At 57.3% G+C, this 22,754-nt stretch carries 22 protein-coding genes; 14 read left to right on the top strand and 8 right to left on the bottom strand.

Features of this window, described 5'->3' with window-relative positions; all coding sequences use genetic code 11:
* Positions 1 to 10: 10 nt before the first annotated feature.
* A complete protein-coding gene (locus EH31_RS10205; RefSeq protein ID WP_152553543.1) occupies positions 11 to 421 on the bottom strand; it encodes a CBS domain-containing protein in 411 nt (136 codons plus the stop codon).
* Positions 422 to 473: 52 nt separating this feature from the next.
* Complete coding sequence (locus EH31_RS10200) at positions 474 to 761, bottom strand: CBS domain-containing protein (protein ID WP_034960241.1); 288 nt, start codon at positions 759 to 761, stop codon at positions 474 to 476.
* Positions 762 to 971: 210 nt separating this feature from the next.
* Between EH31_RS10200 and moaB the strand changes: the two genes are divergently transcribed.
* Genes moaB through EH31_RS10185 form a run of 3 tightly spaced genes read left to right on the top strand, consistent with a single transcriptional unit; the run spans position 972 to position 3,162 of the window.
* Complete coding sequence (gene moaB / locus EH31_RS10195) at positions 972 to 1,508, top strand: molybdenum cofactor biosynthesis protein B (protein WP_034960240.1); 537 nt, start codon at positions 972 to 974, stop codon at positions 1,506 to 1,508.
* Positions 1,505 to 1,978 (top strand): cyclic pyranopterin monophosphate synthase MoaC, encoded by a 474-nt coding sequence (moaC, locus tag EH31_RS10190; protein ID WP_034960238.1) that lies wholly within the window; start codon positions 1,505 to 1,507, stop codon positions 1,976 to 1,978. The genes moaB and moaC overlap by 4 nt, the downstream gene beginning before the upstream one ends.
* On the top strand, positions 1,978 to 3,162 hold the full coding sequence (locus EH31_RS10185; protein ID WP_034960237.1) for a molybdopterin molybdotransferase MoeA: 1,185 nt from the start codon (positions 1,978 to 1,980) through the stop codon (positions 3,160 to 3,162). The genes moaC and EH31_RS10185 overlap by 1 nt, the downstream gene beginning before the upstream one ends.
* Here EH31_RS10185 and mobA read toward each other — a convergent pair.
* The 3 genes from mobA to EH31_RS10170 are packed head-to-tail and all read right to left on the bottom strand — an operon-like array spanning position 3,143 to position 5,677.
* Positions 3,143 to 3,763, bottom strand: a complete 621-nt coding sequence (gene mobA / locus EH31_RS10180; RefSeq protein ID WP_206742024.1) for a molybdenum cofactor guanylyltransferase — start codon at positions 3,761 to 3,763, stop codon at positions 3,143 to 3,145. The two genes, EH31_RS10185 and mobA, sit on opposite strands and share 20 nt — an antisense overlap.
* A 45-nt stretch (positions 3,764 to 3,808) precedes the next feature.
* Positions 3,809 to 4,402: a pyridoxamine 5'-phosphate oxidase gene (pdxH, locus tag EH31_RS10175; RefSeq protein WP_034960234.1), complete on the bottom strand. Its 594-nt coding sequence runs from the start codon at positions 4,400 to 4,402 to the stop codon at positions 3,809 to 3,811.
* Positions 4,403 to 4,423: 21 nt separating this feature from the next.
* Complete coding sequence (locus EH31_RS10170; protein WP_034960232.1) at positions 4,424 to 5,677, bottom strand: acyl-CoA dehydrogenase family protein; 1,254 nt, start codon at positions 5,675 to 5,677, stop codon at positions 4,424 to 4,426.
* A gap of 114 nt (positions 5,678 to 5,791) precedes the next feature.
* Here EH31_RS10170 and EH31_RS10165 point away from each other — a divergent pair, with 114 nt between their 5' ends.
* The 6 genes from EH31_RS10165 (at position 5,792) to EH31_RS18150 (ending at position 11,256) form a co-directional block, all read left to right on the top strand.
* Positions 5,792 to 6,640: a cupin domain-containing protein gene (locus EH31_RS10165; RefSeq protein WP_034960231.1), complete on the top strand. Its 849-nt coding sequence runs from the start codon at positions 5,792 to 5,794 to the stop codon at positions 6,638 to 6,640.
* 26 nt (positions 6,641 to 6,666) lie between these two features.
* Positions 6,667 to 7,902 carry an NnrS family protein gene (locus EH31_RS10160; RefSeq protein WP_051699168.1) on the top strand — a complete coding sequence of 412 codons (1,236 nt, stop codon included), beginning with the start codon at positions 6,667 to 6,669 and terminating at the stop codon, positions 7,900 to 7,902.
* 146 nt (positions 7,903 to 8,048) lie between these two features.
* Positions 8,049 to 8,774: a Crp/Fnr family transcriptional regulator gene (locus tag EH31_RS10155; protein ID WP_034960230.1), complete on the top strand. Its 726-nt coding sequence runs from the start codon at positions 8,049 to 8,051 to the stop codon at positions 8,772 to 8,774.
* Positions 8,775 to 8,873: 99 nt separating this feature from the next.
* Positions 8,874 to 9,647, top strand: coding sequence for a Crp/Fnr family transcriptional regulator (locus tag EH31_RS17260; protein WP_081853353.1), 774 nt, complete (start codon positions 8,874 to 8,876; stop codon positions 9,645 to 9,647).
* 126 nt (positions 9,648 to 9,773) lie between these two features.
* On the top strand, positions 9,774 to 11,087 hold the full coding sequence (hemN, locus tag EH31_RS10140; protein WP_034960443.1) for an oxygen-independent coproporphyrinogen III oxidase: 1,314 nt from the start codon (positions 9,774 to 9,776) through the stop codon (positions 11,085 to 11,087).
* The gene (locus EH31_RS18150; RefSeq protein ID WP_422110924.1) at positions 11,026 to 11,256 is read left to right on the top strand and encodes a heavy metal-binding domain-containing protein; all 231 of its coding nucleotides are present in this window, start codon (positions 11,026 to 11,028) and stop codon (positions 11,254 to 11,256) included. The genes hemN and EH31_RS18150 overlap by 62 nt, the downstream gene beginning before the upstream one ends.
* A 296-nt stretch (positions 11,257 to 11,552) precedes the next feature.
* Here the strand turns inward: EH31_RS18150 and EH31_RS10135 are convergent, their stop codons facing one another.
* Both EH31_RS10135 and katG read right to left on the bottom strand, forming a co-directional pair.
* Complete coding sequence (locus EH31_RS10135; protein WP_051699166.1) at positions 11,553 to 12,041, bottom strand: plastocyanin/azurin family copper-binding protein; 489 nt, start codon at positions 12,039 to 12,041, stop codon at positions 11,553 to 11,555.
* 92 nt (positions 12,042 to 12,133) lie between these two features.
* Positions 12,134 to 14,416, bottom strand: coding sequence for a catalase/peroxidase HPI (gene katG / locus EH31_RS10130; RefSeq protein ID WP_034960226.1), 2,283 nt, complete (start codon positions 14,414 to 14,416; stop codon positions 12,134 to 12,136).
* A 499-nt stretch (positions 14,417 to 14,915) separates the two neighbouring features.
* Between katG and EH31_RS10125 the strand changes: the two genes are divergently transcribed.
* From EH31_RS10125 to EH31_RS10105, 5 genes are all read left to right on the top strand, one after another.
* Complete coding sequence (locus tag EH31_RS10125; protein WP_034960225.1) at positions 14,916 to 15,830, top strand: ABC transporter ATP-binding protein; 915 nt, start codon at positions 14,916 to 14,918, stop codon at positions 15,828 to 15,830.
* Complete coding sequence (locus tag EH31_RS10120; protein ID WP_034960223.1) at positions 15,827 to 16,582, top strand: ABC transporter permease; 756 nt, start codon at positions 15,827 to 15,829, stop codon at positions 16,580 to 16,582. The genes EH31_RS10125 and EH31_RS10120 overlap by 4 nt, the downstream gene beginning before the upstream one ends.
* Before the next feature lie 11 nt (positions 16,583 to 16,593).
* Positions 16,594 to 17,748 (top strand): sensor histidine kinase, encoded by a 1,155-nt coding sequence (locus EH31_RS10115; protein WP_161782141.1) that lies wholly within the window; start codon positions 16,594 to 16,596, stop codon positions 17,746 to 17,748.
* The gene (locus EH31_RS10110; RefSeq protein WP_034960221.1) at positions 17,745 to 18,350 is read left to right on the top strand and encodes a response regulator transcription factor; all 606 of its coding nucleotides are present in this window, start codon (positions 17,745 to 17,747) and stop codon (positions 18,348 to 18,350) included. Before EH31_RS10115 ends, EH31_RS10110 begins: the two co-directional genes overlap by 4 nt.
* A 104-nt stretch (positions 18,351 to 18,454) precedes the next feature.
* On the top strand, positions 18,455 to 19,465 hold the full coding sequence (locus tag EH31_RS10105; protein WP_051699163.1) for an acyl-CoA thioester hydrolase/BAAT C-terminal domain-containing protein: 1,011 nt from the start codon (positions 18,455 to 18,457) through the stop codon (positions 19,463 to 19,465).
* Between the two features lie 298 nt (positions 19,466 to 19,763).
* On the opposite strand, the gene EH31_RS10100 is transcribed toward EH31_RS10105, so the two are convergent.
* Complete coding sequence (locus EH31_RS10100; protein ID WP_161782140.1) at positions 19,764 to 22,526, bottom strand: FG-GAP repeat domain-containing protein; 2,763 nt, start codon at positions 22,524 to 22,526, stop codon at positions 19,764 to 19,766.
* Positions 22,527 to 22,754: the final 228 nt, after the last annotated feature.

Below are 22,754 nucleotides of genomic sequence, written 5' to 3'. Positions count from 1 at the left end.
TTTGTTTGGTTCAGCCCCAGAATGCTTGAGTGACTGCGCGGTGATCATCGACCGCTTTGACAAATGGGATCGCCGCCACCGCCTCGCGCGAAGGCAGCAGTGCGTCCTCGTCCTGCACGGTTCCTGTCAGGGTAACGACGCCCTCTGAAACGGCCACGTCAGTCAGCCACGCGCTTGCACCCTTAATGGTCAGAAGCTTCTCGATCACCCGTGCACGAATGATGTCGTCATCATTGGTCATCGGTCCATGCGAGCCTACTGGTCGCACGATCAGCGCTCGCACGATATCAGCACGACTGACGATACCGACGAGATTGTCGTCGCGCAGGACCGGCAGGTGCTTGATCCGATGTTCATCCATGAGGTTCGCGATTTCGGACAGGGTGGTGGTCTCTTCGACGCTGACGACGACCGGTGTCATGACCTCGCCAACCGTGTGTCCGAATGCCTTCACGCATTCAGGTTCCGGGGAATCAACGTCGCAGGTGTCGGGCGGGTTGCCCAACTCCTCCCGGTGGAGCGAAATCGGTTTCGCTTAGAATGCCGACAACCTTGCGACCGGAAACGACGGGCAGCGCGCTGACTCCGTGATCGATCAGCATTTCTGCAGCGTCATGGATCGATACATCCGTGTGTATCGAGATCACCGATCCGCTCATGATGTTGCAGGCTTTGAGTTCTGCAAGGTTAGGGGGGCCTGTTCCCTGGCCATTATCATCACTGCGTCTTGTGGCAGGCTTCGTATTGGTTGCTTTGGTCATAATAACCTCCTTGATGGCGGAGGCATCACTTCATTCTCAGTGGGTCGCGAGACGGCTGGCTGCAAAGCCTCGAAGCCCAGTTGGAGTATGTGAGGTCACCTCCATTTGATTATCATGCCATAAAGCCACCAGTCAGTCATTGATCCGCGTCAAATACGCGTGAGCAAATCCCGGACAAAGAAAACACCAGTCAATCAAAGGAAGTATGTCGTGCCCGGAATAGACGATAGCCTGGAGTTTCATCCACTTAAGGTTGCAGTTCTTACCGTATCGGATACGCGGACACCGGAGACCGACACGTCGGGCGCGCTCTTCGCCACACGCCTCCAGGAGGCTGGGCATCATCTCGCAGGCCGCGCTATCGTGCCTGATGAGGTCGACTCAATCCGCAAGCAGGTATCTGCCTGGGTCGCAAATCCGGACGTGGACGTTATTGTCAGCACCGGAGGAACCGGATTCACGCCCCGCGATGTCACGCCTGAAGCCGTAGGTCCGTTGCTGCGCAGAGTGATGGACGGCTTCAGCGTCGTCTTCCATCAGGTAAGCATGGACACGATCGGCGTTTCCACGCTGCAATCCCGCGCATTCGCAGGCCAGGCCGATGACACGTTCATATTCTGTGTTCCCGGCTCCACAGGAGCCTGCCGCGATGCTTGGGATCGCATTCTCGCGCTCGAGTTCGATAGCCGTTATCGTCCTTGCTCGATCGCAGGCCAAGTACCCCGCCTGAGACACCTTTGCGCATGACCGACCTTACTCATCTCGATCGAGAAGGTCGCGCAAGAATGGTTGATGTCGGCGAGAAATTGCCGACGAGGAGGAGCGCCGAGGCCTTAGGTCGCCTTCGGTGCGCACCGGCAACGCTTGTCGCGGTATCGGAAGGCCGGACGCCCAAGGGCAGCGTGATTTCGACTGCCGAATTGGCAGGGGTCATGGGTGCGAAGCGCACGGCGGACTTGATCCCGCTATGTCATCCCCTTCCTCTTTCCAGCGTCGTGGTTGAGGTGACGCTCGACGAGAGCCTGCCGGGCTTCGTTGTAAAAGGCGTCGCGCGCTGCGATGGGAAAACCGGTGTTGAAATGGAAGCGCTTACGGCAGTCTCAATCGCTGCGCTCACGCTCTTCGACATGCTCAAGGCGATTGATCAAACAATGCAGATCGAAGCGGTCCAGGTTACTTCGAAGACAGGTGGCAAATCGAGCTCATGGGGGACGTGATGATTCCTTTCGACGAGGCGATTGGACTGATAAACGACCAAGCAACTACGCTTGGTGAAGAGGTCGTACCTTTCGAACGAGCAGCCGGCCGTGTTCTCACAAGAGCTCTGGACGCCAGACGGGATGCTCCATTCAGCGCAGTTGCCGCGATGGATGGCTATGCCGTCATCGATAGTGCCACACGTCCCGGCGAGGCATTGCGGGTTATTGGGCAATCTGCAGCCGGAACGGGCTTTACTGATGCTTTAAAGCCCGGCGACGCTGTGCGGATTTTTACCGGGGCTCCCATGCCCCAGGGTAGTGACCGCTGCATCATGCAGGAATATGCCGAGCGGAATGGCGATTTGGTGGTTTTCAAGGAGGATTATGGGCCAGGCTGGCACGTTCGTCCGCCGGGCAGCGACTTCCGCAAAGGTGACCGGCTCGTATCGCCGGGCACCCGTCTGGGAGCCCGGGCAATGGTTGCTGCGGCCGCAGCCGACCTTGCCACCGTTAGCGTGAGCGTGCAGCCGCGTGTGGCCATCATCGGCACGGGCGACGAGTTGATGGTGCCAGGAACTGCATACACGCGCGCTGACGCCATTGCCGAGAGCGTAACCTACGGGGTCGCCGCCATGGCTGCCGCATCAGGGGCTGAGGTGATCGAACGAGCATTGGCCTCCGACGATCTTCCCGCGCTTGAGGATCTGGCCGGTACAATGCTCAGCTGTGCTGACGTGGTTATAGTAACGGGCGGCGCATCTGTCGGCGAACGCGATTTCGCCAAGCCGATGTTTGCCCCGCATGGACTGGAATTGGTGTTCGCTAAAGCTGCGATCAAGCCTGGAAAACCGGTCTGGCTCGGACGCGCCAAAGGCAAGTGGGTCTTGGGTCTTCCCGGCAATCCGACATCCGCCATGGTTACTGCGCGTCTGTTCCTGATGCCACTGCTCGCGCGGCTGCAGGGACAACCGATTGCCGACGTCAATTGCTGGCGAAAAATGGTTCTGGCGGAGGAACTACCGACGACAGGGGGACGGGAAACCTTCATTCGCGCCAGCTGGGGAAAAGACGGCCTTGTCCCGGTCACCAACCAGGATAGCGGTGCGCAGCGTGCATTGATGCATGCGGACTGGCTTATTCGTCGTCTGCCCAACGCGCCGGCCTGCCGCGCAGGAGAGCATGTTAGCGCGCTCGCCTTTTGAGCCGATGCCTCGCTTCTGTGAGCGCTGTCTCGTCATTGATGTTGGCAAAGGGGTCTTGCTCGGGCTCGGATTCCCACGAAACCTGCACCACACCTGACGCTTCGGCAAAGCTCCAGAGCGATCGTCCTCCATTGGCGATATAATCTTTCAATACTGGCCGATCGACGCGCCACATGGCCGCCATCGGATGATCCTTTCCAGCGCTGACTGGCATTGCGCAACCGCTTTCCCCGATTGCCTCCTTGAGCCGAAGCAGGAGATCATCGGGCAGGAATGGCATATCGCACCCGATGACAAGCACACGGGGATGATTGTGCGTCGCCGCGAACGCAAATGCGCTGCTCAACGCGCTGATGGGACCGATATCGACTTGCTCGTCGGTCAAGAGCGGTATCCCCGCGATCGCGATTTGATCGACGCTGCGCACCGCAATTGCAATCCTATCGGCATGTGTGTTGGCCCAGTCGATCGCCCGATCAAGAAGCGATTGGCCTGCCAGCAGCCGCGCATGTTTAAAGCCACCGATACGCGAACCGTTGCCTCCGGCGGCGATCACGATCGGAACAGTTGGGTCAACCTTGCTGGCGACTGACTTTTCCAAACTTGTATGCGCCATGGTTTCAAGAGGTCCTCGGCATGCCTAAAATCATGGATAGAGCAGGAATTGCTGCCATGCGCCATCGCAGGTGCGTTGATAGCAAATGCGATCATGCAGCCTGAACCTGGCATTGCTCCAGAATTCGATCCGCTCGGCACGAACCCGGAAACCTGACCAGAATGGCGGACGAGGAACATCCCGAGACTTGAACCTGGCGACTACGCTGGTCAGCCGCCCGGCCAGCTCGCGCCGGTTCTTGAGCTGCGATGATTGTTGGGATGCCCAGGCGCCATAGCGGCTGGCCAGCGGGCGGGTCGCGAAGTAGCGATCTGCTTCAACATCGCTCACTGACATGGCGTGACCTTCGATCCGCACTTGCTTGCCAAGGTCTGACCAGTGGAAGCACATCGCCACGGCAGCGTTCTCGGTCAGCTCGGTGGCTTTGCGGCTCTTGAGATTGGTATAGAATACGAAGCCTCGCTCATCGTGCTCCTTGAGTAAGACCATTCGGCTGGATGGCTTCCCTTCGCCTGATACGGTCGCCAGATTGACTGCCGAGGCTTGCTCAGCCCCTAGCTCGCGCGTGGCCTGAGAAAACCAGTCGTTGAATTTGGCGAAAGGAGCTGCAGCTTGCCTGGTCATGGTTCGATCCCATCTGACGCGTCAGCGATCTCGCCATTCCGCCAAGCGCGATCCAACCTGTGCCAGCTCAATACGGGCGATCGATCGCAAGTGAACCTCGTCAGGTCCATCGGCAATCCGCAGCGCGCGCATACCGGCATAGACTTCAGCCAGGCCGAAATCATCTGAGAGCCCACCCGCGCCGTGCGCCTGCATTGCGTGATCGAGAACTCGTAGAGCCGTTCTGGGTGCAGCGACCTTGATCAGAGCGATCTCGAGCTTGGCAGCCTTATTGCCTGCTTTGTCCATCATGTCGGCGGCCTTAAGACACAGCAGTCTTGTCATCTCGATATCGAGGCGTGCTTCTCCCAGCCTTTGTTCCCATACCGACTGCTCGGACAGTCTCTTCCCAAATGCGATGCGCGACTGAAGACGTTCGGCCATCTTCTCTAGTGCGCGCTCGGCGGCACCGATTGCGCGCATGCAGTGATGAATGCGACCGGGTCCAAGCCTTCCTTGAGCGATCTCGAAACCGCGTCCTTCACCCAGTATAATGTTGGCCGCAGGAACCCGCACGTTGCGCAGCACCACTTCGCCATGGCCGTGTGGAGCCCCGTCATACCCGAATACTGGTAGCATGCGCACAATCTCCACGCCCGGCGCGTCGAGCGGAACGAGGATCTGAGATTGCTGCTGGTGCGTGTTCGCGTCCGGGTCAGTCTTGCCCATGACGATGGCGAGCTTGCAGCGTGGATCACCAACTCCGGAAGACCACCATTTGCGCCCGTTGATGACGTATTCGTCGCCTTCGCGGCGGATCGAGGTCTGGATATTGGTCGCATCGGAGGAAGCGACATCGGGCTCGGTCATCAGGAATGCCGACCGAATTTCCCCGTCGAGCAGAGGCCGTAGCCATTGTGCCTTTTGCTCTGGCGTACCGTAGCGGTGGAGCACTTCCATGTTTCCGGTGTCGGGGGCCGAGCAGTTGAACGCTTCCGAAGCGAAGCCGACCCTGCCCATTTCCTCCGCGCACAGCGCATAATCGAGATTGCTGAGCCCTGCTCCGCGATAGTCTCCGTCATCATGGTCCGACGGCGGCAGGAACAGGTTCCACAATCCCGCGGAATAGGCCCGTGCCTTCAATTCTTCGACAACCGGCGGAACTTGCCAGCGCTCGCCTTCGTGCTTGCCTAGTTGGTCTCGGTATACTTCTTCTGCGCGATAAATATGCGCGTGCATGAAGTCGCGCACGCGGTCCCGCCAATGGGACTGATTGTTTGAAAGGCTGAAGTCCATCGAGAGGGCGCTTTGCTGAAGTGTTTTACTGGCCCCTAGAGATAGACTTTGTCCGGAATTTCGAATTGATTTAGGTCAAAGCCGGTCAGAGAAATTTGATCTTTAAAGACCAGCATGGATCGTCGCGATCATGTCGAGTTTGTGCAGTCGCAGTTGCTTCCCTGGCAACGTATCGGGGCGGGCCTTGCGCGACCCGATGCTGAATACAAAATGCTAAGTCGTGATGCGGAATGCGGCGCATGCAGTGCATTGATGCGCTACCCACCGGGCTGGTCGCGTATTGGGCCGGAGCACATTCAGGCAGACGAGGAGTTTTTCGTTCTCGACGGATCGCTGGAAATGGACGGCGAGTTCTATGAACCGGACAGCTATGCCTTTCTACCTGCAGGTTGGACCCGCAAAAGCATGGTCAGCAAGACGGGCTGCGTGCTGTTGGCGTTTTACAGCCAAGAGCCTCTGCTGGTAGGAGATGAAGGCGAGTGCGATATGTTGCGTGCAATACCGCATCTCAAAACCCGACAAATGGACTGGGACATGACGCTCAATGACCCCAATCTACGCCATCTGGGAATTTCGCGAAAGGATCTGCGGACTGATCCTGAGACCGGCGAACGCACGCTCCTCTCATTGATTCTTCCTCAATCTGAACCGCCGGCAGGCAAGGGGCCGCAGGAAAGTCACCCGGTTGTCGAGGAATGTTACATGATTGCTGGCTCGCTCACAGGGCCTCCCGGAACGATGCATTCAGGCGCCTACTTCTGGCGGCCACCCGCCGTTCCCCACGGCCCATATGGCTCACGGTGGGGCGCCGTTTCTGTGATCCGTTTCGTCGGCGGTCGGCATGAAAATATCTGGAGTGACAAGCCAGCTAATTTCTCTTTAGAGCAGGCCTACGACCCGATTCTTCCTGAGCGACTAGCGCACCTGCGCGATTTCTCGTGGCAAGGCCCGCTTCCCTTCTAGAAGTGCCCGGATCAACAGGCCTGCCTATGAACGCCAAAGCCGGGAATGAACCAAAAGGGAGCAACGCGGAGCGCCTCGCATTGCGGCGCCGTCGGATGGAAAGCGGACCAGCGATTTTCCGCGGGGCTTTTCGCCCGTTCTTTCTCGGCGCCGCGTTTTGGGCTATCTTCACCATGTGCCTATGGCTGGGACATGTGCTTGGACAAATCCCTGGCGGTTTCGTGTCTGACGCACTGGCGTGGCATCGCCACGAGATGCTGTTCGGATTTGTCGGAGCGGCAATCGCTGGCTTTGCGCTAACGTCCGCGCCCAACTGGACCGGACGCTTGCCCATCGCCGGATGGCCGCTTGCAACGCTATTTTTCTTTTGGTGTGTAGGGCGGGTTCTCCCGTTTGGCCTGGCGGATACGAGTGCGGCCCTTATTGCCCTCGATGGAGGGTTCTACCTTTTTCTCTCTTTTCTGATCGGGCGCGAAGAGACCCACGGTCGCAAACGAAGTCTCACCATTTGCATGGTTATTGCGGCGTTTGGTTTTGCCGACATTCTTGATCGGATGGAGATGGCAAAATGGATCGATAGCGCGGGCCTGGGGTGGCGAGCGGGAATAGCTCTCGTCACTGCTCTTGTCATGCTGATCGGAGGGCGGCTTATTCCCAGCTTCACGCACAATTGGTTGCTGAAGCAAGTCAGGCTGGACCCCACCCCGACCCAGCCGGACCTGACAGACGCCATTGTCATGGCTGTCACGATTGGCGGCTTGCTCGTCTGGATTCTTGCTCGCGCAAGCGGCGCATCCGGAACCCTGCTGATGCTCGCGGGCCTTGCCAACTTCGCGCGGTTGGCCAGGTGGCAGGGCTGGCGCTGTTTGCCTTGCCTACCGGTATTTGTTCTTCACCTGGGATATTTTTGGCTCGCACTCGGCCTGCTCCTCCTCGGAGCCGCGCAATTCGGATGGATCAGCGAGAGCCCTGCAATTCATGCGCTTTCGACAGGGGCGATGGCGACGATGATACTTGGCGTGATGAGCCGCACGTCGCTTGCAATGACAGCGCGCGAACCGAGTTTTAATTTGGCCATCGCATCGGCATGCGTTTTGATTACCCTAGCTGCTATTGCTCGCGTCGTGGCCGGGCTGCAAATTGGGCAGTCCTTTGTTCTTCTTGTTGTTGCGGGCTTTGGGTGGCTAGGAGCATTCGGGCTCTTCCTGGTTGTCTTTGGCCCGATACTCAGTTCGCCGAGAAAAGGGGCTCTGGGGAAATAGCTGTCCAGTCACGAATGCATGGCTCACAGGCTGCTACCCTCTTTTGGTGAGCGGTGGGTGACAGTTCTCAGAGTTTCTCTTGGTTGTTTCCGGGCCAAAAACCTCTTTGGCTTGGCGAGCCTAATTAAAGGCGCTATTCCAACAATATGGATTCTCTCGAAATCGAGCCTTCATTAAACTTCTGCCAGGCTTGTGCTGTTCGCAACCGTGCGATCTGTGCTGACCTCGACGAGGATGAATTAGGATTGTTGAACGCAATCGGTCGGCGAAAACGGCTTCAAGCAGGTGAACAGTTACTTTGGGAAGGCGATGACGCGATCATCGTCGCCAACGTGGTGGAAGGCGTCCTCAAGCTTTCGACGCAGACGGCGGATGGAAGAGAACAAATCCTTGGGATGGTCTATCCGTCGGACTTCCTAGGTCGACCCTTCGGTGAGACCACACCCTATGGCGTCGAGGCGATTACCGATGCGCAGGTCTGTGTATTTCGGCGCACCGATTTCGACAGGTTTGCCCGAGAGCACCCCCGGCTTGAGCACAAGCTCCTTGAGCGGACGCTGGCCGAATTGGATCGCACGCGGCGCTGGATGGTGCTGCTGGGGCGAATGAATGCCGAGCAGAAATTGGCCACCTATCTTGTCGAGACGGCAGAAAGGCTCATTCCTGCAAACTGCAAAGAGTCGGAACTGGGTGATGAGCGATCGCTGACCTTACCTCTTTCCCGCCAGCAAATGGCTGACGTTCTTGGCCTCACGATTGAGACGGTTAGTCGGCACATGACCAAGCTGAAGAATGATGGGTTGATCGGTCTTCCAGGCCGACGCGAACTGACAATCAATTCGTTGAAGGCTCTGGCAGAACGAGGGGGTTAGTCTGGCCCAGGCCAGCTGAGAAGCAAGCTGGCCGTGTTATAAGTTTCGGACCCCCGCACCAACCGGTGCTTCCACGAGACCGAATACGAAACGTTCGGTTTGACCGAAATCAATGACGTCGCCTCGTTGATCATCCAGATTTCGCTGATGCATGCAAAGCAATCAGCTGCGGCCTCGCCGACTTCGATCGTTTTCACGGGAGCGACAGCACCTGTGGCTTCTCTTGGCGCTAACGAAGCAACGCATCTTCGTCTGCAGGCGCTTACCAGATATGTCGGCGCTCGCTCCGGAGACTCTCGAGTAACTGATAACAGCGCCAGCCAGGTGGTTCTTGTCGTTGAGGGTGCGGTCAAGCTCATAGCCAGTGCGTCAGCCGGACGCACTCAGGTGATGGGGTTCTACTTCAAGGACGACTTCATCTACGTGCCCGCACGAGAAACGCATGCCTATAATCTCTGCGCCCTGAAGGACTGCGAGCTTGTCGCCTTTCCGGCCACGGAATTCATTCGTCTGGCTCAAAGCGACAAGACCCTCAACAACAATTTCCTGAGTCACCTGCTGTGCGCCCTCAGTCGTTGTCGCGAAAAATCTCTTGCTCTTGGGCAAAAGACTGCGCGGGAGCGAGTCGCGACGTTCCTGGTCAGTATGGCGGAGCGTATCGGAGCTCCGTTCTCAAATGGAGCCCTGCTCGACCTTCCCATGTCTCGTCGTGATATCGGCGACAATATTGGTCTTACGATCGAAACCGTAAGCCGCCAAATGACGGAACTGCGAAATGCGGGCCTCGTATCCACTTCTGGGAGATCGCAGGTCAAAATCCTTGATCTTGCCGCGCTCAAGCAAGAGGCAGGTCATCTCCCCGGCTTGAGCTGAGAGCGACGCCGACCCGGCACGAGGGAATGCTCTGCATTGCCTTGGTGTTTGGAAGTTGCGACCGGCGCGCCGTATGATTTGATACAGATCAAGGACTTCCGAAAAGGGAGAGCGCATCCGTTGGCCATGTGGCCTTACCATCCCGAATTGCTCGAACAGCCTGTCCCGCGCTACACCAGCTTTCCGACTGCAGCCGAGTTCGAGGCGATCGACGCAGGCGATTACAGCACTGCGATTGAGAGCACGTCCGGAGACGTCTCGCTCTACGTGCATATCCCTTTTTGTGAAAAGATCTGCCATTACTGTGGTTGTAACACGGGCGCTGCAGGACGTCGGCACAGACTGGAATCATATCTCGAAGCGCTGCATCGTGAGATCGAGACGGTCTCGCGCTTGCTCCCTTCGGACTCGCAGGTGCGCCGAATTGCATTTGGCGGCGGTAGTCCCAATGCGCTCGCACCCACGGATTTTGTCCGCCTCGTCGATGATCTGATCATCCGCTTCGGGATCTCTGATCCCGTTTTCTCCATCGAACTTGATCCACGCACGATGTCTCGTGAATGGGCCGAGGTCATAAGAGCGCTTGAGATCGATCGCGCAAGCCTTGGGGTTCAGACCTTCGCGCCGCATTGCCAGGAAGCGATAGGGCGTGTCCAATCTGAGACATTGATAGCCGAAACGACCGATCTTTTGCGCAACGCTGGCGTGACATCGCTCAACTTCGACTTGATGTACGGGTTGCCGCAGCAATCCAACGATGATTTGTCCGAAAGCTTGCAGCGGGCAGTGGCGTTCGGTGCCGACCGCATTGCCCTGTTTGGTTATGCGCACATGCCGCATGTGGTGCCGCGGCAACGCGCGGTCGATGCCCGCTTCATGCCTGACCGGGCCGCGCGTTTCGGAATGGCGCAAATCGGGTTCAGTTTTCTTTGCTCCAACGGCTTTAGTGCCATCGGGTTTGACCATTTCGCACGCTCGGAAAACGATCCGCTTGCAATCGCTGCTCAAGCGGGAACTCTCCGGCGTAATTTCCAAGGCTTCACCGATGACAATGCGCGCGCCTTGATAGGCTTGGGTGCATCGGCCATCAGTTCATTCGAGACCCTCCTCGCCCAGAACGAGAAGAATAGCGGCCGATACCGTATGCTAGCATCGGATGGCCGTCTAGCCACCGTGCGAGGTAGGTCCAGATCAACGGATGACCGCACTCGGGGCCAGGTGATCGAGCAACTCCTGTGTTCGGGGAAGGCTCAGATATCCTCGGAAACTGAAGCCCAGGCAATGCCGTTTTTGATGCCATTTCTTGAGCGAGGTCTCGCGTGCTGTGAAGAGGGTGTCATCTCAATAACACCTCAGGGGCTTCCATACTCACGGGCGATTGCAGCCTTGTTCGATCCCTATCGCGATCACCCGCCCGGCCGTTTCAGTTCAGCGGTTTAATCGACCCGTCAATAATCAGCACTACCGCCATGAAAAGCACGAGGGTTGCGATGTAAGACAGGTCTCACCTGGCTCATGCCCTATTTGTGGTATGGCGCTTGTGCCTCAGAGCGCAGCGCTGGCGCTTGATGAGCACAAAGCGGTTGTCGGGTGTTCACACTCCAGCTAATTAGTGCGCAAAAAAATTACCTCGAATTATCAATTGGTTGTGATGATAAAACGGGCCGAGTGGGCCTTTTTGCGGGCCGTCTTCATCCGTCCCAAAGAATATCAATGTAATATCAGTTGCTTATGCCAACTATGCGAGTCCTCTTCTGGGCACCAATATATTAACACATTGAAATGTAGAGAGAAAATGGCGGCAAGTGAGTCCTTGCTTAGGACTCCATGTCATTGCCTCTGTTTGTCTTTTCAATTCCCAGACACCCCCCTAGCCCGTGCCGGATCGAATCGTCTCGTTTCGGCCTAGAGCAGCTTCTCTGCGCGTTCCCAAAGGTTAGCCCATTTTTGCGCGGCCTTGGCAGGATGCTTTACTGCCTTTGCCGCCTGCAAATTCTCCATCATCCCAGAGCCTTCGACAATGATCAGCCCCACCATGCCTACGCTGCGATGGGGTAGACAGTGATACCCGTAAAAGCCCGGCTGAGACAGGGTTATGGTGCCACTCTTGCGAATGCCAAAACGCCAGCCTTCTGCGCCATTTGGCAGCATGCCAGTGGTGCTTTGCGTATTGTGGGCACCTTCTGGGGCCTCAAATCGCACTTGCGAACCAGCAGGCACTTTCAAAAGGTCGGGGGTAAAGACCATGCGCCTTGAAGGGGCAGCGGGATCGGCGTTGCGCATTGCGACCTCAAAGACATTGCGCGCAGTCAGTGGGTTCACGGCAAACCCGACACCGAATGCGCCCAAGCCAATAGTGCCTATGGTTCCAAGCGCCTGTCTACGATTTTGCATAGTGATGCTTTCAATGTTCAGCCATTGAGGCGGTGGTCGGTTACTACAGCCCGGACACGGGAGAGAATGTGCCCGAGCCGCAGCAAAACCGATTACTTCACATCAAAGCGATCGAGCATCATCACCTTATTCCAAGCTTTCGCAAAGTCCTTGATGAAGCGCTCTTCCCCGCCGGCATAGGCATAGACCTCTGCCACTGAGCGAAGCTCTGAATTGGAGCCGAAGACGAGATCAACTTCTGTCGCCGTCCATTTCAGCTCGCCATCAGAGCGACCGCGCCCTTCAAACACGCCCTCTTCGCTTGCCGATGGAGCCCAAACTGTGCCCATGTCGAGCAAGTTGACGAAGAAGTCGTTGGAGAGCATGCCGGGGGCCTTGGTAAACACCCCGTGCTTTGCGCCGCCAGAGTTTGCATCAAGAGCGCGCATACCGCCGATGAGAACCGTCATCTCCGCCACCGTGAGGTTAAGCAGGTCAGCGCGGTCCACCATCATCTCTGTCGGCGTCAAGCGAGCGGCCGCCGAATAGAAATTGCGGAATGCGTCAGCGGCTGGGCGTAGAAGCTCAATACCTTTCGCATCGGTCATCTCTTGGGTCGCATCGACGCGGCCCGGCGTAAAGTCGACGGTCACACTGTGCCCGCTTGCCTTAGCCGCATTCTCAATCGCGACCGCGCCGCCCAGAACGATGAGGTCGGCGATGGACACGTTGCGCGGGGACGATGCGTTGAAGTCTGCCGCAATCCCTTCCATCGCGCCCACGACCTTGGCGAGCATTCCAGGATCGTTTTCAGCCCAGTCTTTTTGCGGGGCCAAGCGAATGCGCGACCCATTTGCGCCGCCACGAAGGTCGGTGTCTCGGTAGGTGACAGCCGACGCCCATGCGGTGCGCACGAGGTCTGAATTGCTGAGGCCGCTTGAACGGATGGCGTCTTTAAGCGTCGCGATGTCCGAGGCATTGATCACTTCGGTTGAGGCTGCAGGAAGCGGGTCCTGCCAGCTGTATTGTTCAGCAGGAGCCTGCGAACCGGCATAACGCGCCGATGGCCCCATATCGCGGTGGGTCAGCTTGAACCAAGCGCGCGCAAAGGCTTGATCCATAAGCTCTGGGTTCTCTGCCCATTTCTTCGTGATCGCGCCGTATTTTGGGTCATAGCGCATCGCAAGGTCGGTCGTCAGCATGACCGGCGGGTGAAATTTCTCTGGGTCAAACGCATCAGGCACAAACTCGAGCTGATCCGCATTCACCGGGATCCATTGGCCTGCGCCTGCTGGACTACGGGTTTCGCGCCATTCGAAGTTGTAGAGGTTCTCAAGATAGTTGGCGCTCCATGTAATCGGGGTCGCCGTCCACGCGCCTTCGAGACCTGAGGTGGTTGCGTCCGGACCAGCGCCCGTACCGCAAGAGTTTTTCCAGCCAAAGCCCTGCGCTTGAACGGGAGCGGCTGCTGGTTCCACGCCGATGCATTCTTTCTTGGACGCTCCGTGGTTTTTACCCAAGGTGTGACCACCTATGATGAGCGCAGCGGTCTCTTCGTCGTTCATACCCATCCGACCAAAGGTCGTACGAATACGCTCGCCGCTTTCAAGGATGTCCATATTGCCCTCAGGGCCTTCGGGGTTGACGTAGATCAGGCCTAGTTCCGATGCGCCCAGTGTCTCTTGCAATTCCTGGGGGGTTTCTCCGGTTTGACCGGGGCGCTTGCTGAAACGCGAGGAGGTAAGGAACTTCTTCTCAGGCCCCCAATAGACAAGGTCAGGCTGCCAATCGTCAACGCGGCCACCGGCGAAGCCAGCGGTTTTGAAACCCGCTTCTTCAAGCGCAACATTGCCCGAAAGGACGATCAGATCGGCCCATGAGAGGCTGCGACCGTATTTCTGTTTTACCGGCCACAGCAGGCGGCGCGCTTTGTCGAGGTTGCCATTATCGGGCCAGCTGTTGAGCGGTTCGAAACGAATTTGACCACCATCTGAACCACCGCGGCCATCGCCCGAACGATAAGCGCCTGCTGAGTGCCATGCGAGGCGGATGAACAGGCCAGTGTAGCTTCCATAATCTGCTGGCCACCACTCTTTGCTATCAGTCATCGCGGCTGCGACATCGGCTTTCACTTCGTCAAGATCGAGGGATGCAAAGGCCTCAGCATAATCGAAATCTTCGCCCAGCGGGTCTTGAATCTGTTCATTTTGGCGCAGGCGTTGAAGGTCTACGACTTCGGGCCACCAGTGTTGAACAGAGCGCGGATTTTCACCCTTAGCGTTCATCGGGACTGTGCCCATGCCTCCTTGGTTGAAGCCTGGAGGGGTTGCATTGACAGCTGTGACCGCAAGCAGTGAGGTCGCTGCAACGAGGGGGAGTTTGATGAGGTGTTTCATCGAGTTGTCCTTTTGAGTGACGAAAAAGCTAAGAGGGGTTGTCCACCGGGATGGCGGCAGCTCACGCTGCCTACCCCGCGCTGCTCCGATAGCCTCGTCTCGCAGATCGAATGAAACAGATAAAACCACTAACTCTAATTGGAAAACTCGATTGAAAGGCGACTTCACCGACCAATATCTCCCGTCTTTTCTGGTGCTCGTGAGTATTTCAAGTGCTTAGAGGAGCCAATCGGTCCGCTTCCTGGCAGGCATCGTAGAGGAATGTCCTCTGTCACCCCCAAAGTCAGTCACAGAGCGACGGTTCTATATGGGTTGGTAGCAGTCTGTCCGGTTTCAGGTAGAGCCAAGCGCAAAGCTGCCGTCTCATCAACCGACCTTCAGCAGATCAATCGCGTTTTGGTTCAGATGTGACATCCGTCATGGTAGGCAACTGACACCTCACACTGCAGCCCTCGCAGCATTCGCCTTAAATCATGGGCCAATCTCGAGGAGAACCAACATGCAGGCAAACTCTTGCTCCACAGTCGCTCAGCTGCAATGCGTATCGAAGTCGTATCGTAGTCAACGAGTGCTCAGCGATTTCAGTTTCGCGCTTGAACCGGGATGCGTGACTGCGCTGCTTGGTCCCAACGGAGCGGGCAAATCGACCGTGGCCGGCCTCATGACCGGGCGCCTTGCTGTAGATGCCGGGAAGGTCAGCCTTTTCGGCCTGGAGCCGCGCGATCGCCGGGCGCGGGCCCGCATGGGCATCATGCTGCAATCATCTGGCTTGCCAGATGGGCTGACAGTCAGGGAGGTGATCGATTTGCACGCCAGCCATTTTGCCCGGCGACTGACAATCGATCATGTTCTCGAAGAGGCAGGCCTCGCCGAACTCAAGGACCGCCGGTGCGGCAAGCTTTCGGGAGGCGAACAGCGCCGCGTCCAGTTTGCACTTGCCATCTCCGGGGCCCCCGATCTCTTGGTGCTTGACGAACCTACCAGCGGATTTGACCCCGAGGCGCGCCGGGCCTTGTGGCAGCTGGTCCGCGCCAAGGCGGAAGCGGGCGCGGCGGTGCTGTTGGCAACACATCATATGGATGAGGCGGAAGCCCTCGCAGACCGTATCGTGGTCATTGCAAAGGGAGCGGTTATCGCCGACGGACCTCCCGCACAGATCAAGGCGCAAGTGGCCGGCACAGTGGTAAGGCTACGCACCCGGCTGCCAGCTTCGCGCTTCGGCACCTTGCCCGACATGGTGAAGATCGAAGAGCGCGGGGCAGATGTTACAATCCTGACGACCAATCCTCGTGCAACGCTTGAGGCGGTATTCCAGATTGATCCCGCGCTACAGCATTTCGAAGTTGTCAGCGCATCGCTCGAAGATGCCCTCGAAAACCTTGTCACAAGCCAGAACGTTCAGGAGGCAGCATGATGTCCACCCTTCTTCCATCAGCGCCGCGTATCTACTGGCTCGAGAGCCGGGCAGAATTCATCAAGTCTGCGCGCATGCCGCAATTCATCATTCCGACCATTGCTCTGCCGCCAACATTTTATGCGTTATTCGCGTTCGCTCTTGGGCAGGGCAGCACAGCTTCTGCGACGCAGACGCTTGCCACTTTCGGCGTCTTCGCCGTGATGGGCCCGGCACTGTTCGGGTTCGGCGTCAACATCGCTGCCGAACGCGAAACTGGGCAGCTTGAATTGAAACGCCTGTCCCCGATGCCGGCAGGCGCGCAAATCACGGCCAAGATTGCCGCAACTACTGTCTATTGCGCGGTCGCGTTCGTGATCCTTTATGCGCTGGGAGTGGCCGCAGGGGTTTCGCTCGCACCTTCGCAATGGGCCGCGATGCTTCTCGTCCATTTCCTGTCCATCATTCCGTTCTCGCTAATCGGGATCGGCATCGGCTATCGCTTTGGACAAGGCGCAGCCGTGGCGCTCGCCAACATTGTTTTTCTTGCTTTGGCAGTGCTCGGCGGATTGTGGTTCCCGACCACCGCGATGCCGCAATTCATGCAGATACTCGCCTGGAGTCTGCCATCGTATCACCTCGGTGAGATCGCACTGATGGCGGCGGGCCAGCGCGATGGCGGATATCTCTTGTTGCACGCGGGGCCTTTGCTGCTCATCACACTAGCCGCAGCGATTTTTGCATGGACCGGCGAACGGCAGCAGTCACGGTGAAGACGAACGGAATGACGCAAATAGTCGGAACCTCTTCAAGCCAGCAACCGCCGGTAGAAGGGGATGACAACGCAGGAGGCAGGATGAGCCAAGAAGGGTTATCGGTTGCATGGTCCAAGCTCGATCATCCCGCCATCTGGCTTGCCTACTTGCCGCTGCTTTTCATTCCGTGGTTCATCGAGCAACCCAGTCTGTTTCAGATGATTGCTGCGACAGGCGGACTGATCGTCTTTCTCGGCCTCTATTTTGCAGCGTTTAAGGCGACGGGCGCGCGCCTGATCGTCTTGGCAGTTGCCACTTTGCTGGTTTCTTTTGCACTCGCTTTCACCGGAAGCAACTGGACGGTAATCGCAATCTATGCCGCAGCGATGGTCGGAAATCTGCGCCCGCCGCGCCGAGCCGCTGTTCTCGTCGGTGTTTTTGTAGCAGCAACAAGCGTTCTGGCGCTGGTTACCAAGCAACCGGCGATCTACTGGGTCTTCGGTATTTTCCTGATGGTAATGGTGGGAGCCGCCGATATTTCGCGCGCAGCGCTCGAAGACAAGAACCGTGCGTTGGCTCAATCGCGTGACGAGGTGCGTCAGCTTGCCGCAGCCGCCGAGCGCGAGCGCATCGGGCGCGATTTGCACGATCTTTTGGGACGTACACTCACCTTGATTGCAATCAAGGCTGATCTTGCCGCCAAGCTGGCTGACCGGGATTCTGGAGAAGCGCGCAAGGAAATGCGCGACATTGCCGGCGCTGCGCGACAGGGGCTGGCGGATGTGCGTTCAGCAGTGAGCGGGATGACCGGCGCAACGCTCAGCCGTGAGATCGCAAGCTCGCAAGCCGCGCTTGGCGTGGCGGGGATTGATTGCACGGTCGAAGGTGATGCCGACCGGATCGATCCGGGCAGCAGCGCGGTGCTCGCCATGGCTTTGCGCGAGGCGGTCACAAATGTGATCCGCCATTCCGGGGCGTCGGCTTGCGAAATCGCCGTTAGGCAACAATCAGCGGGGCTCGAAATGGTCGTGAGCGACAATGGCAATGGCGAAGCCGTGCGGGCGAGCGGAGGAATTTCTGGCCTGCGTTCTCGTCTTGCAGCAGCCGGCGGGGATCTCGCCGTCCAAGGCACAGCTATGGGCACGCAATTGATTGCACGCCTGCCGCAGGAGGCGAGGCGATGATCCGTCTCGCCATTGCTGAGGATCAAATGCTGGTCCTTGGGGCACTTGCGACTCTATTGGCACTGGAGGACGACATAGAGATCGTCTGCCGCGCAGAGGATGGAAACACCGCTCTTGAAGAAGTGAGGCGATTGAGGCCCGATATTCTCCTGTCCGATATCGAAATGCCGGGTCTTTCAGGTCTCGATGTCGCGGAAGCCATCGCGCGTGAGAAGCTGGAAACGAGCGTCCTGATTGTAACGACCTTCGGGCGCGCGGGATATCTGCGCCGGGCGATGGACGCAGGCGTGCGCGGATATCTGCTCAAGGACACTCCATCCGATGCTCTTGCCGCCGCTGTGCGAAAGCTCGCTTCTGGTGGTCGGGCAATCGCGCCTGAGCTTGCAGAACTCGCCTGGGATGCGCCCGCCAATCCACTGACCGAACGCGAACGCGATGTGCTCCGACTGGCGGAAGAAGGGCGTTCGAACAAGGAGATCGCCAGGCAGCTCGATCTCTCGCCAGGGACGGTTCGCAACTACCTGTCCGAGGCATCCGGCAAGCTGCACGCATCGAGCCGCATCGAAGCGGGCCGCATCGCACGCGAACACGGTTGGCTCTGACGCCCTTGCAAAATTGTGACGTTTGTCAGGTCTAAGCCCTGACGGCCTGCACTGCCTGATGCGGCAAGACCGATGTAATTGTCTGCGCAAAGGAGAATGCAGCCATGCGTCGAACCAAACCCCTTTTGACCGCCTTGGCGATCATCGCGCTGCTGGGCGGAGCCGCATTGTTTCAACAGGCCGCACCCGAACGCTATGGACTGCCCGAGATCGAGGTGCTTGATCCGGGCACGACCGGGCAGCGCCTCGATCAAGCCGGGCTGTTCGGCAATTACTATCCAGCAAAGCGCGCTGAAGATGCAATCCATGGCGACCGGCGTCCGGCGGTGCTTCTGTTGGGCGGATCGGAAGGTGGCCTTGGTAGCGGTGCCAAACACATGGCGCTTTCGCTTCAGGAGAAGGGGTTCACCGTTCTTCACCTCGCCTATTTCGGCGCACCGGGGCAGCCCGAGGCGCTTGAGCGTATACCGATTGAAGGGTTTGACCGAGCCCTCGACTGGTTGAAGCAGCAGGCCGGGGTTGATCCGCAAAGGCTGTCCGTGGTCGGCGCATCAAAAGGGGCCGAAGCGGCTTTGCTCATCGCGTCGCGCAGGGATGATCTTTCCGCAGTGGTGGCCGGGATGCCCACGAGTGTCGCGTGGAACGGGATCAACTGGGCGAGCAACGGTCAAAGCCCCCACTCCTCTTGGACAATCGGCGGGAGGCAGGTGCCGACGATGCCCTTCTCCGACTGGAAAGCGTCCGAAGGGATCATCAGCGTCTATCGCGCGGTAGAGGATCCGGCACAGAGCGTCGCCGCACAGCGCGCCGCCATCCCAATCGAGCGGGCCAGCGCGCGCATCATGCTGGTTTGCGGAGAAGCCGAAACCATGTGGCCAGCCTGCCCGATGTCGCGCATGATCGCAAAGCGAAGCGCTCAAAAATCCGGACCGGCCATTTCGGTGTTGGCATATCCGGATGCCGGGCATTTCGTTTTCGGGCCTCCGTTAGCATCGGATAACCCGTTTTACGACCGGCTCGATACCTTCGGCGGAAGCGTTGAAGGGAACGCTAAAGCGCGAGCGGAAAGCTGGCCGAAGGTAGTGGCTTTCTTGAAAGAGATGGCACCCCAATAATGGGCAGGCTGCAAGGGCACCGGTGACGGCATTTGGGCCGTGATCGGATTGTCCAGCTCCAGTCGTCACAGCACATAAAGCGGCTATTCGGCTTCCGACCCTGTGGCAGTCATCAACGTAAGACTCGAAGTTGGCTGCAGGCAAGCCATTCATCTCAAGTGGCTTTTTCGTAAGGCAGTCGCTTAACTTTTGCTTCGCTCTTGGTCAATTGACCGCTGAGCACCGCAATTGCAGCACTTGAAACAAGCAAGCAGTTGGTCGCTGTTCCTGACCAAATACCTGCCTTAAAGGAGTTGCCCTACAGTTTCACAAATCCGCCAGCCCTCATCCAAGTCAGTCCAACTTGCTGGATATTGACCCCGGGGTCATTGGCTTCATCCCATTGGAAATTCACACCAACCATTCCGCTTCCCCACCCATTATGGATAAATATATCGGTGAGGCCATCGGACACCGTTTCTTTAGGAGCGTCCGCAATGTCTGGGCCTTTGCGGTGATAATCTCCCAGCACAAACTTATCATCATTGCCAAGATTCCAGCGCCCATTGAAATGAGATTTGATGCGCCGCACCCAAACAAGATTGCTGCCATTCAGGTGGAGGAAATAGAGCCCTTTCTTGCCATATTCGCCGCCACGGTCCCGGTTTTTGCGCAAGACTATTCCGTCGCGGTCACCGCGGAAACGCCCAGTATAGTGGAGATCGCTAGAAGCGAGCGGCATTTCCGTGCCGTCTTCTCCATCCATATGTGGGATTTTTTCTTTGACGATGGTTACGAGGCGGAACTGGCCACGTTGCCATTTTATGATGCCCGCCCATCCGTTTGAACGGATGAATATCTCATCGAGACCGTCTCCGTCGAAATCACCTATGAAATGGGTATCGCCTGCGCCCATATTCCAGCCATCAATCCAATCGTGCTGTATCTTGACCAGATCGAGGCGGCTGCGGCTTTGGTTCCAGCCAAGCAGCCCCATCCACTCCGCTGAGCGGATCATTATGTCGTCCTTGTGAGGAGAGCGGAACCGACCGACAAACTCCCTGTCGCCCGCACCAAGATTCCATTCTCCTATCCAGTCGTGCTGGATGCTGCTGAGGCGGATGCGATTGCGGATAGGATCGAGCTTCATCACGCCTGCCCATTCGTTCGAGCGGATATAAATCTCAGCCGCACCGTCTCCGTCTAGATCAGCAACAAGTTCGCGGTCATCCCTTCCCAGATTCCAGCCATCTACCCAGTCGTGCTGAACTGTTGTTGTCCGAAATCTGCCGCGCTGCCATTTTGCAACACCAATCCAATTGTCAGAACGCAAAAGGATTTCGTCCATCCCATCGCCGTCCAGATCACCAACGGTTTCCCGGTCACCTGGTCCCATATTCCAATCGCCGATCCAATCGTCATGCCGTTTTTCGACATGCCATTGGCCTTCGCCATGTGTCAGAAGCGCAGCGGCATCGTTGTCACGAATGAAGATTTCCTCGCCGGACTGATCGGCCTCAGGAGTAAATCGACCCGCAAGGGCCCGATCTTGCGATTTCACCGTCCAGCCAATCGAATGGGAACCGTTCATCGCCAGATTGAAGCGAACGCGTCCACCGCTGATGCGAATGTTGGTGATCGATAGGCCTGAGTGACGGGGCCCATAGAGATTGCTTGATGGCGATGTGGACGGCGTGAAGCTGTTGTGTGAGCCTTGCGGGAAAAGCTTCCCATTGAGATCACCGCTCCCCGACCAATCGACGACATTGGGGCCGCCATCATCAGGAAACTCCGGATTGAAATAGGGCGCATCACGCAAGAGCCATGTATTCGGAATGCCGATACGTTCGTTGATATGCGTGATCAGCAGCCCTTCCTCGGCGAGAGCACCATCAGGGCGCCAAACCTCACTACCGGTCGATTTGCGGTACTCTAGCAGAAAATATTCGTGAGGCGTATGGATGGGGTCTGGTACGACCTTATAGGCGTCTCCGGTGGTTGTGTAGGGCTGGAGCGATAGGCTCCTGTTCGAAACTATTGGACCGTTGATAACTTGTTTGAAAGATAGCCAGCCCTGTCGCTCCTTGAAGACAGAAGTGACCTCCGAGTAGCGGCCAGGAGGGTTGCTGTTTCCGAGAATATCCCAATAGCCCGTGCAGCCAGAAGGACCATAAAGGTCCCCAAATTCCAGAAAGTTATGGGCGTATTCGTGCATCAAGGTGCCCCACCATTTCCGACCAACTCTTGAAGGATTCTCGGGCGGAGCCCACTCTTCAAGGCCAAATTGAATGTGAGTAATATCTCCCACATGATATGTGTTTCCACCCGCGTTTAAATCGAAGCCTCCGTAATTGGCCGATGCGTGGACATTGTAATTTTGTATCAAGGCGACGGAAGGTATCCAGCGTTTTGTCCCTTGCATAAGCCTCCCGGCAGCCTCCCATACCGCAACAGGATTAGCCTTGATGCACTCGCGGATAAGCGCGCCCCAGTCTTCCGCTCCTCCTGAGGGAACGGCCAGTTGGGGGATGAGGGGGTCGCCCGATGAATTGCGAGGACTATCGAGCCCGAATCCGAAGTCTCCATAGGATAGAGCTCTCCAATATTCGTGTGTCGATTCTGAGATGCCAGGGCTTAATGCGCCAGCACCCTCGTCCATAAAGGCCTTGGCGTCCGCGAGGCTTGTGCTTGCATAGCCAGTAGGCTGGGTCGATGACGTAACATTGAGATTGAAAAAGAGCGCTACAGAATTCCATTCGCCATGTGATTCCAACCGGACGTCAGCCGTTCGAGCATCAAATGGACGGGGCTGCATTCCACGCAAACGCAACATGGAAGGCAATCGGTCTGCGATAGGACGCGAGACATGATCGTGCGGAACACACGGAGTCACTTGCTGTTCATAAGGGGCGGGAACCTTGCCCTTGCCGCTAGGCGACTTCTTGGAGATGCTCTTGGCTTTCTTAGTAACACTAGGTTTTTTCGCCGAGATACCTTTAGAAGTCTCTTGGGTGTCAGGCTTTAAATGTCGATATGAAAGACGATTGCCGAGTCGAAAATATTTCATTGAAAAACCCCCCAATTGCTGGGATCGTCTATACTGATATTTTTTCGATAAGCTGTGACAGAGAGCACAAATTCTAGAATACCGAGAATTGTATTAAATGCTGAAGGTCCACCTCTTCTGCGGACGTTGGAGCCAATATGCAAGAACGAACGCAAAGTACGGTTGGGTAATAAGACTAGGGCGTGTTGACAAAAAGGGGTTCCCAAAGGGGCCGAGTTCTGATTCAAGACTTCATGTTGAGGA

It is taken from the genome of Erythrobacter longus (genome assembly GCF_000715015.1).
In the GTDB taxonomy this organism is placed as follows: Bacteria; Pseudomonadota; Alphaproteobacteria; order Sphingomonadales; family Sphingomonadaceae; genus Erythrobacter; species Erythrobacter longus.
Note: the sequence above shows the minus strand (reverse complement) of the source record. Positions and strands in the feature narration are given on the sequence as shown.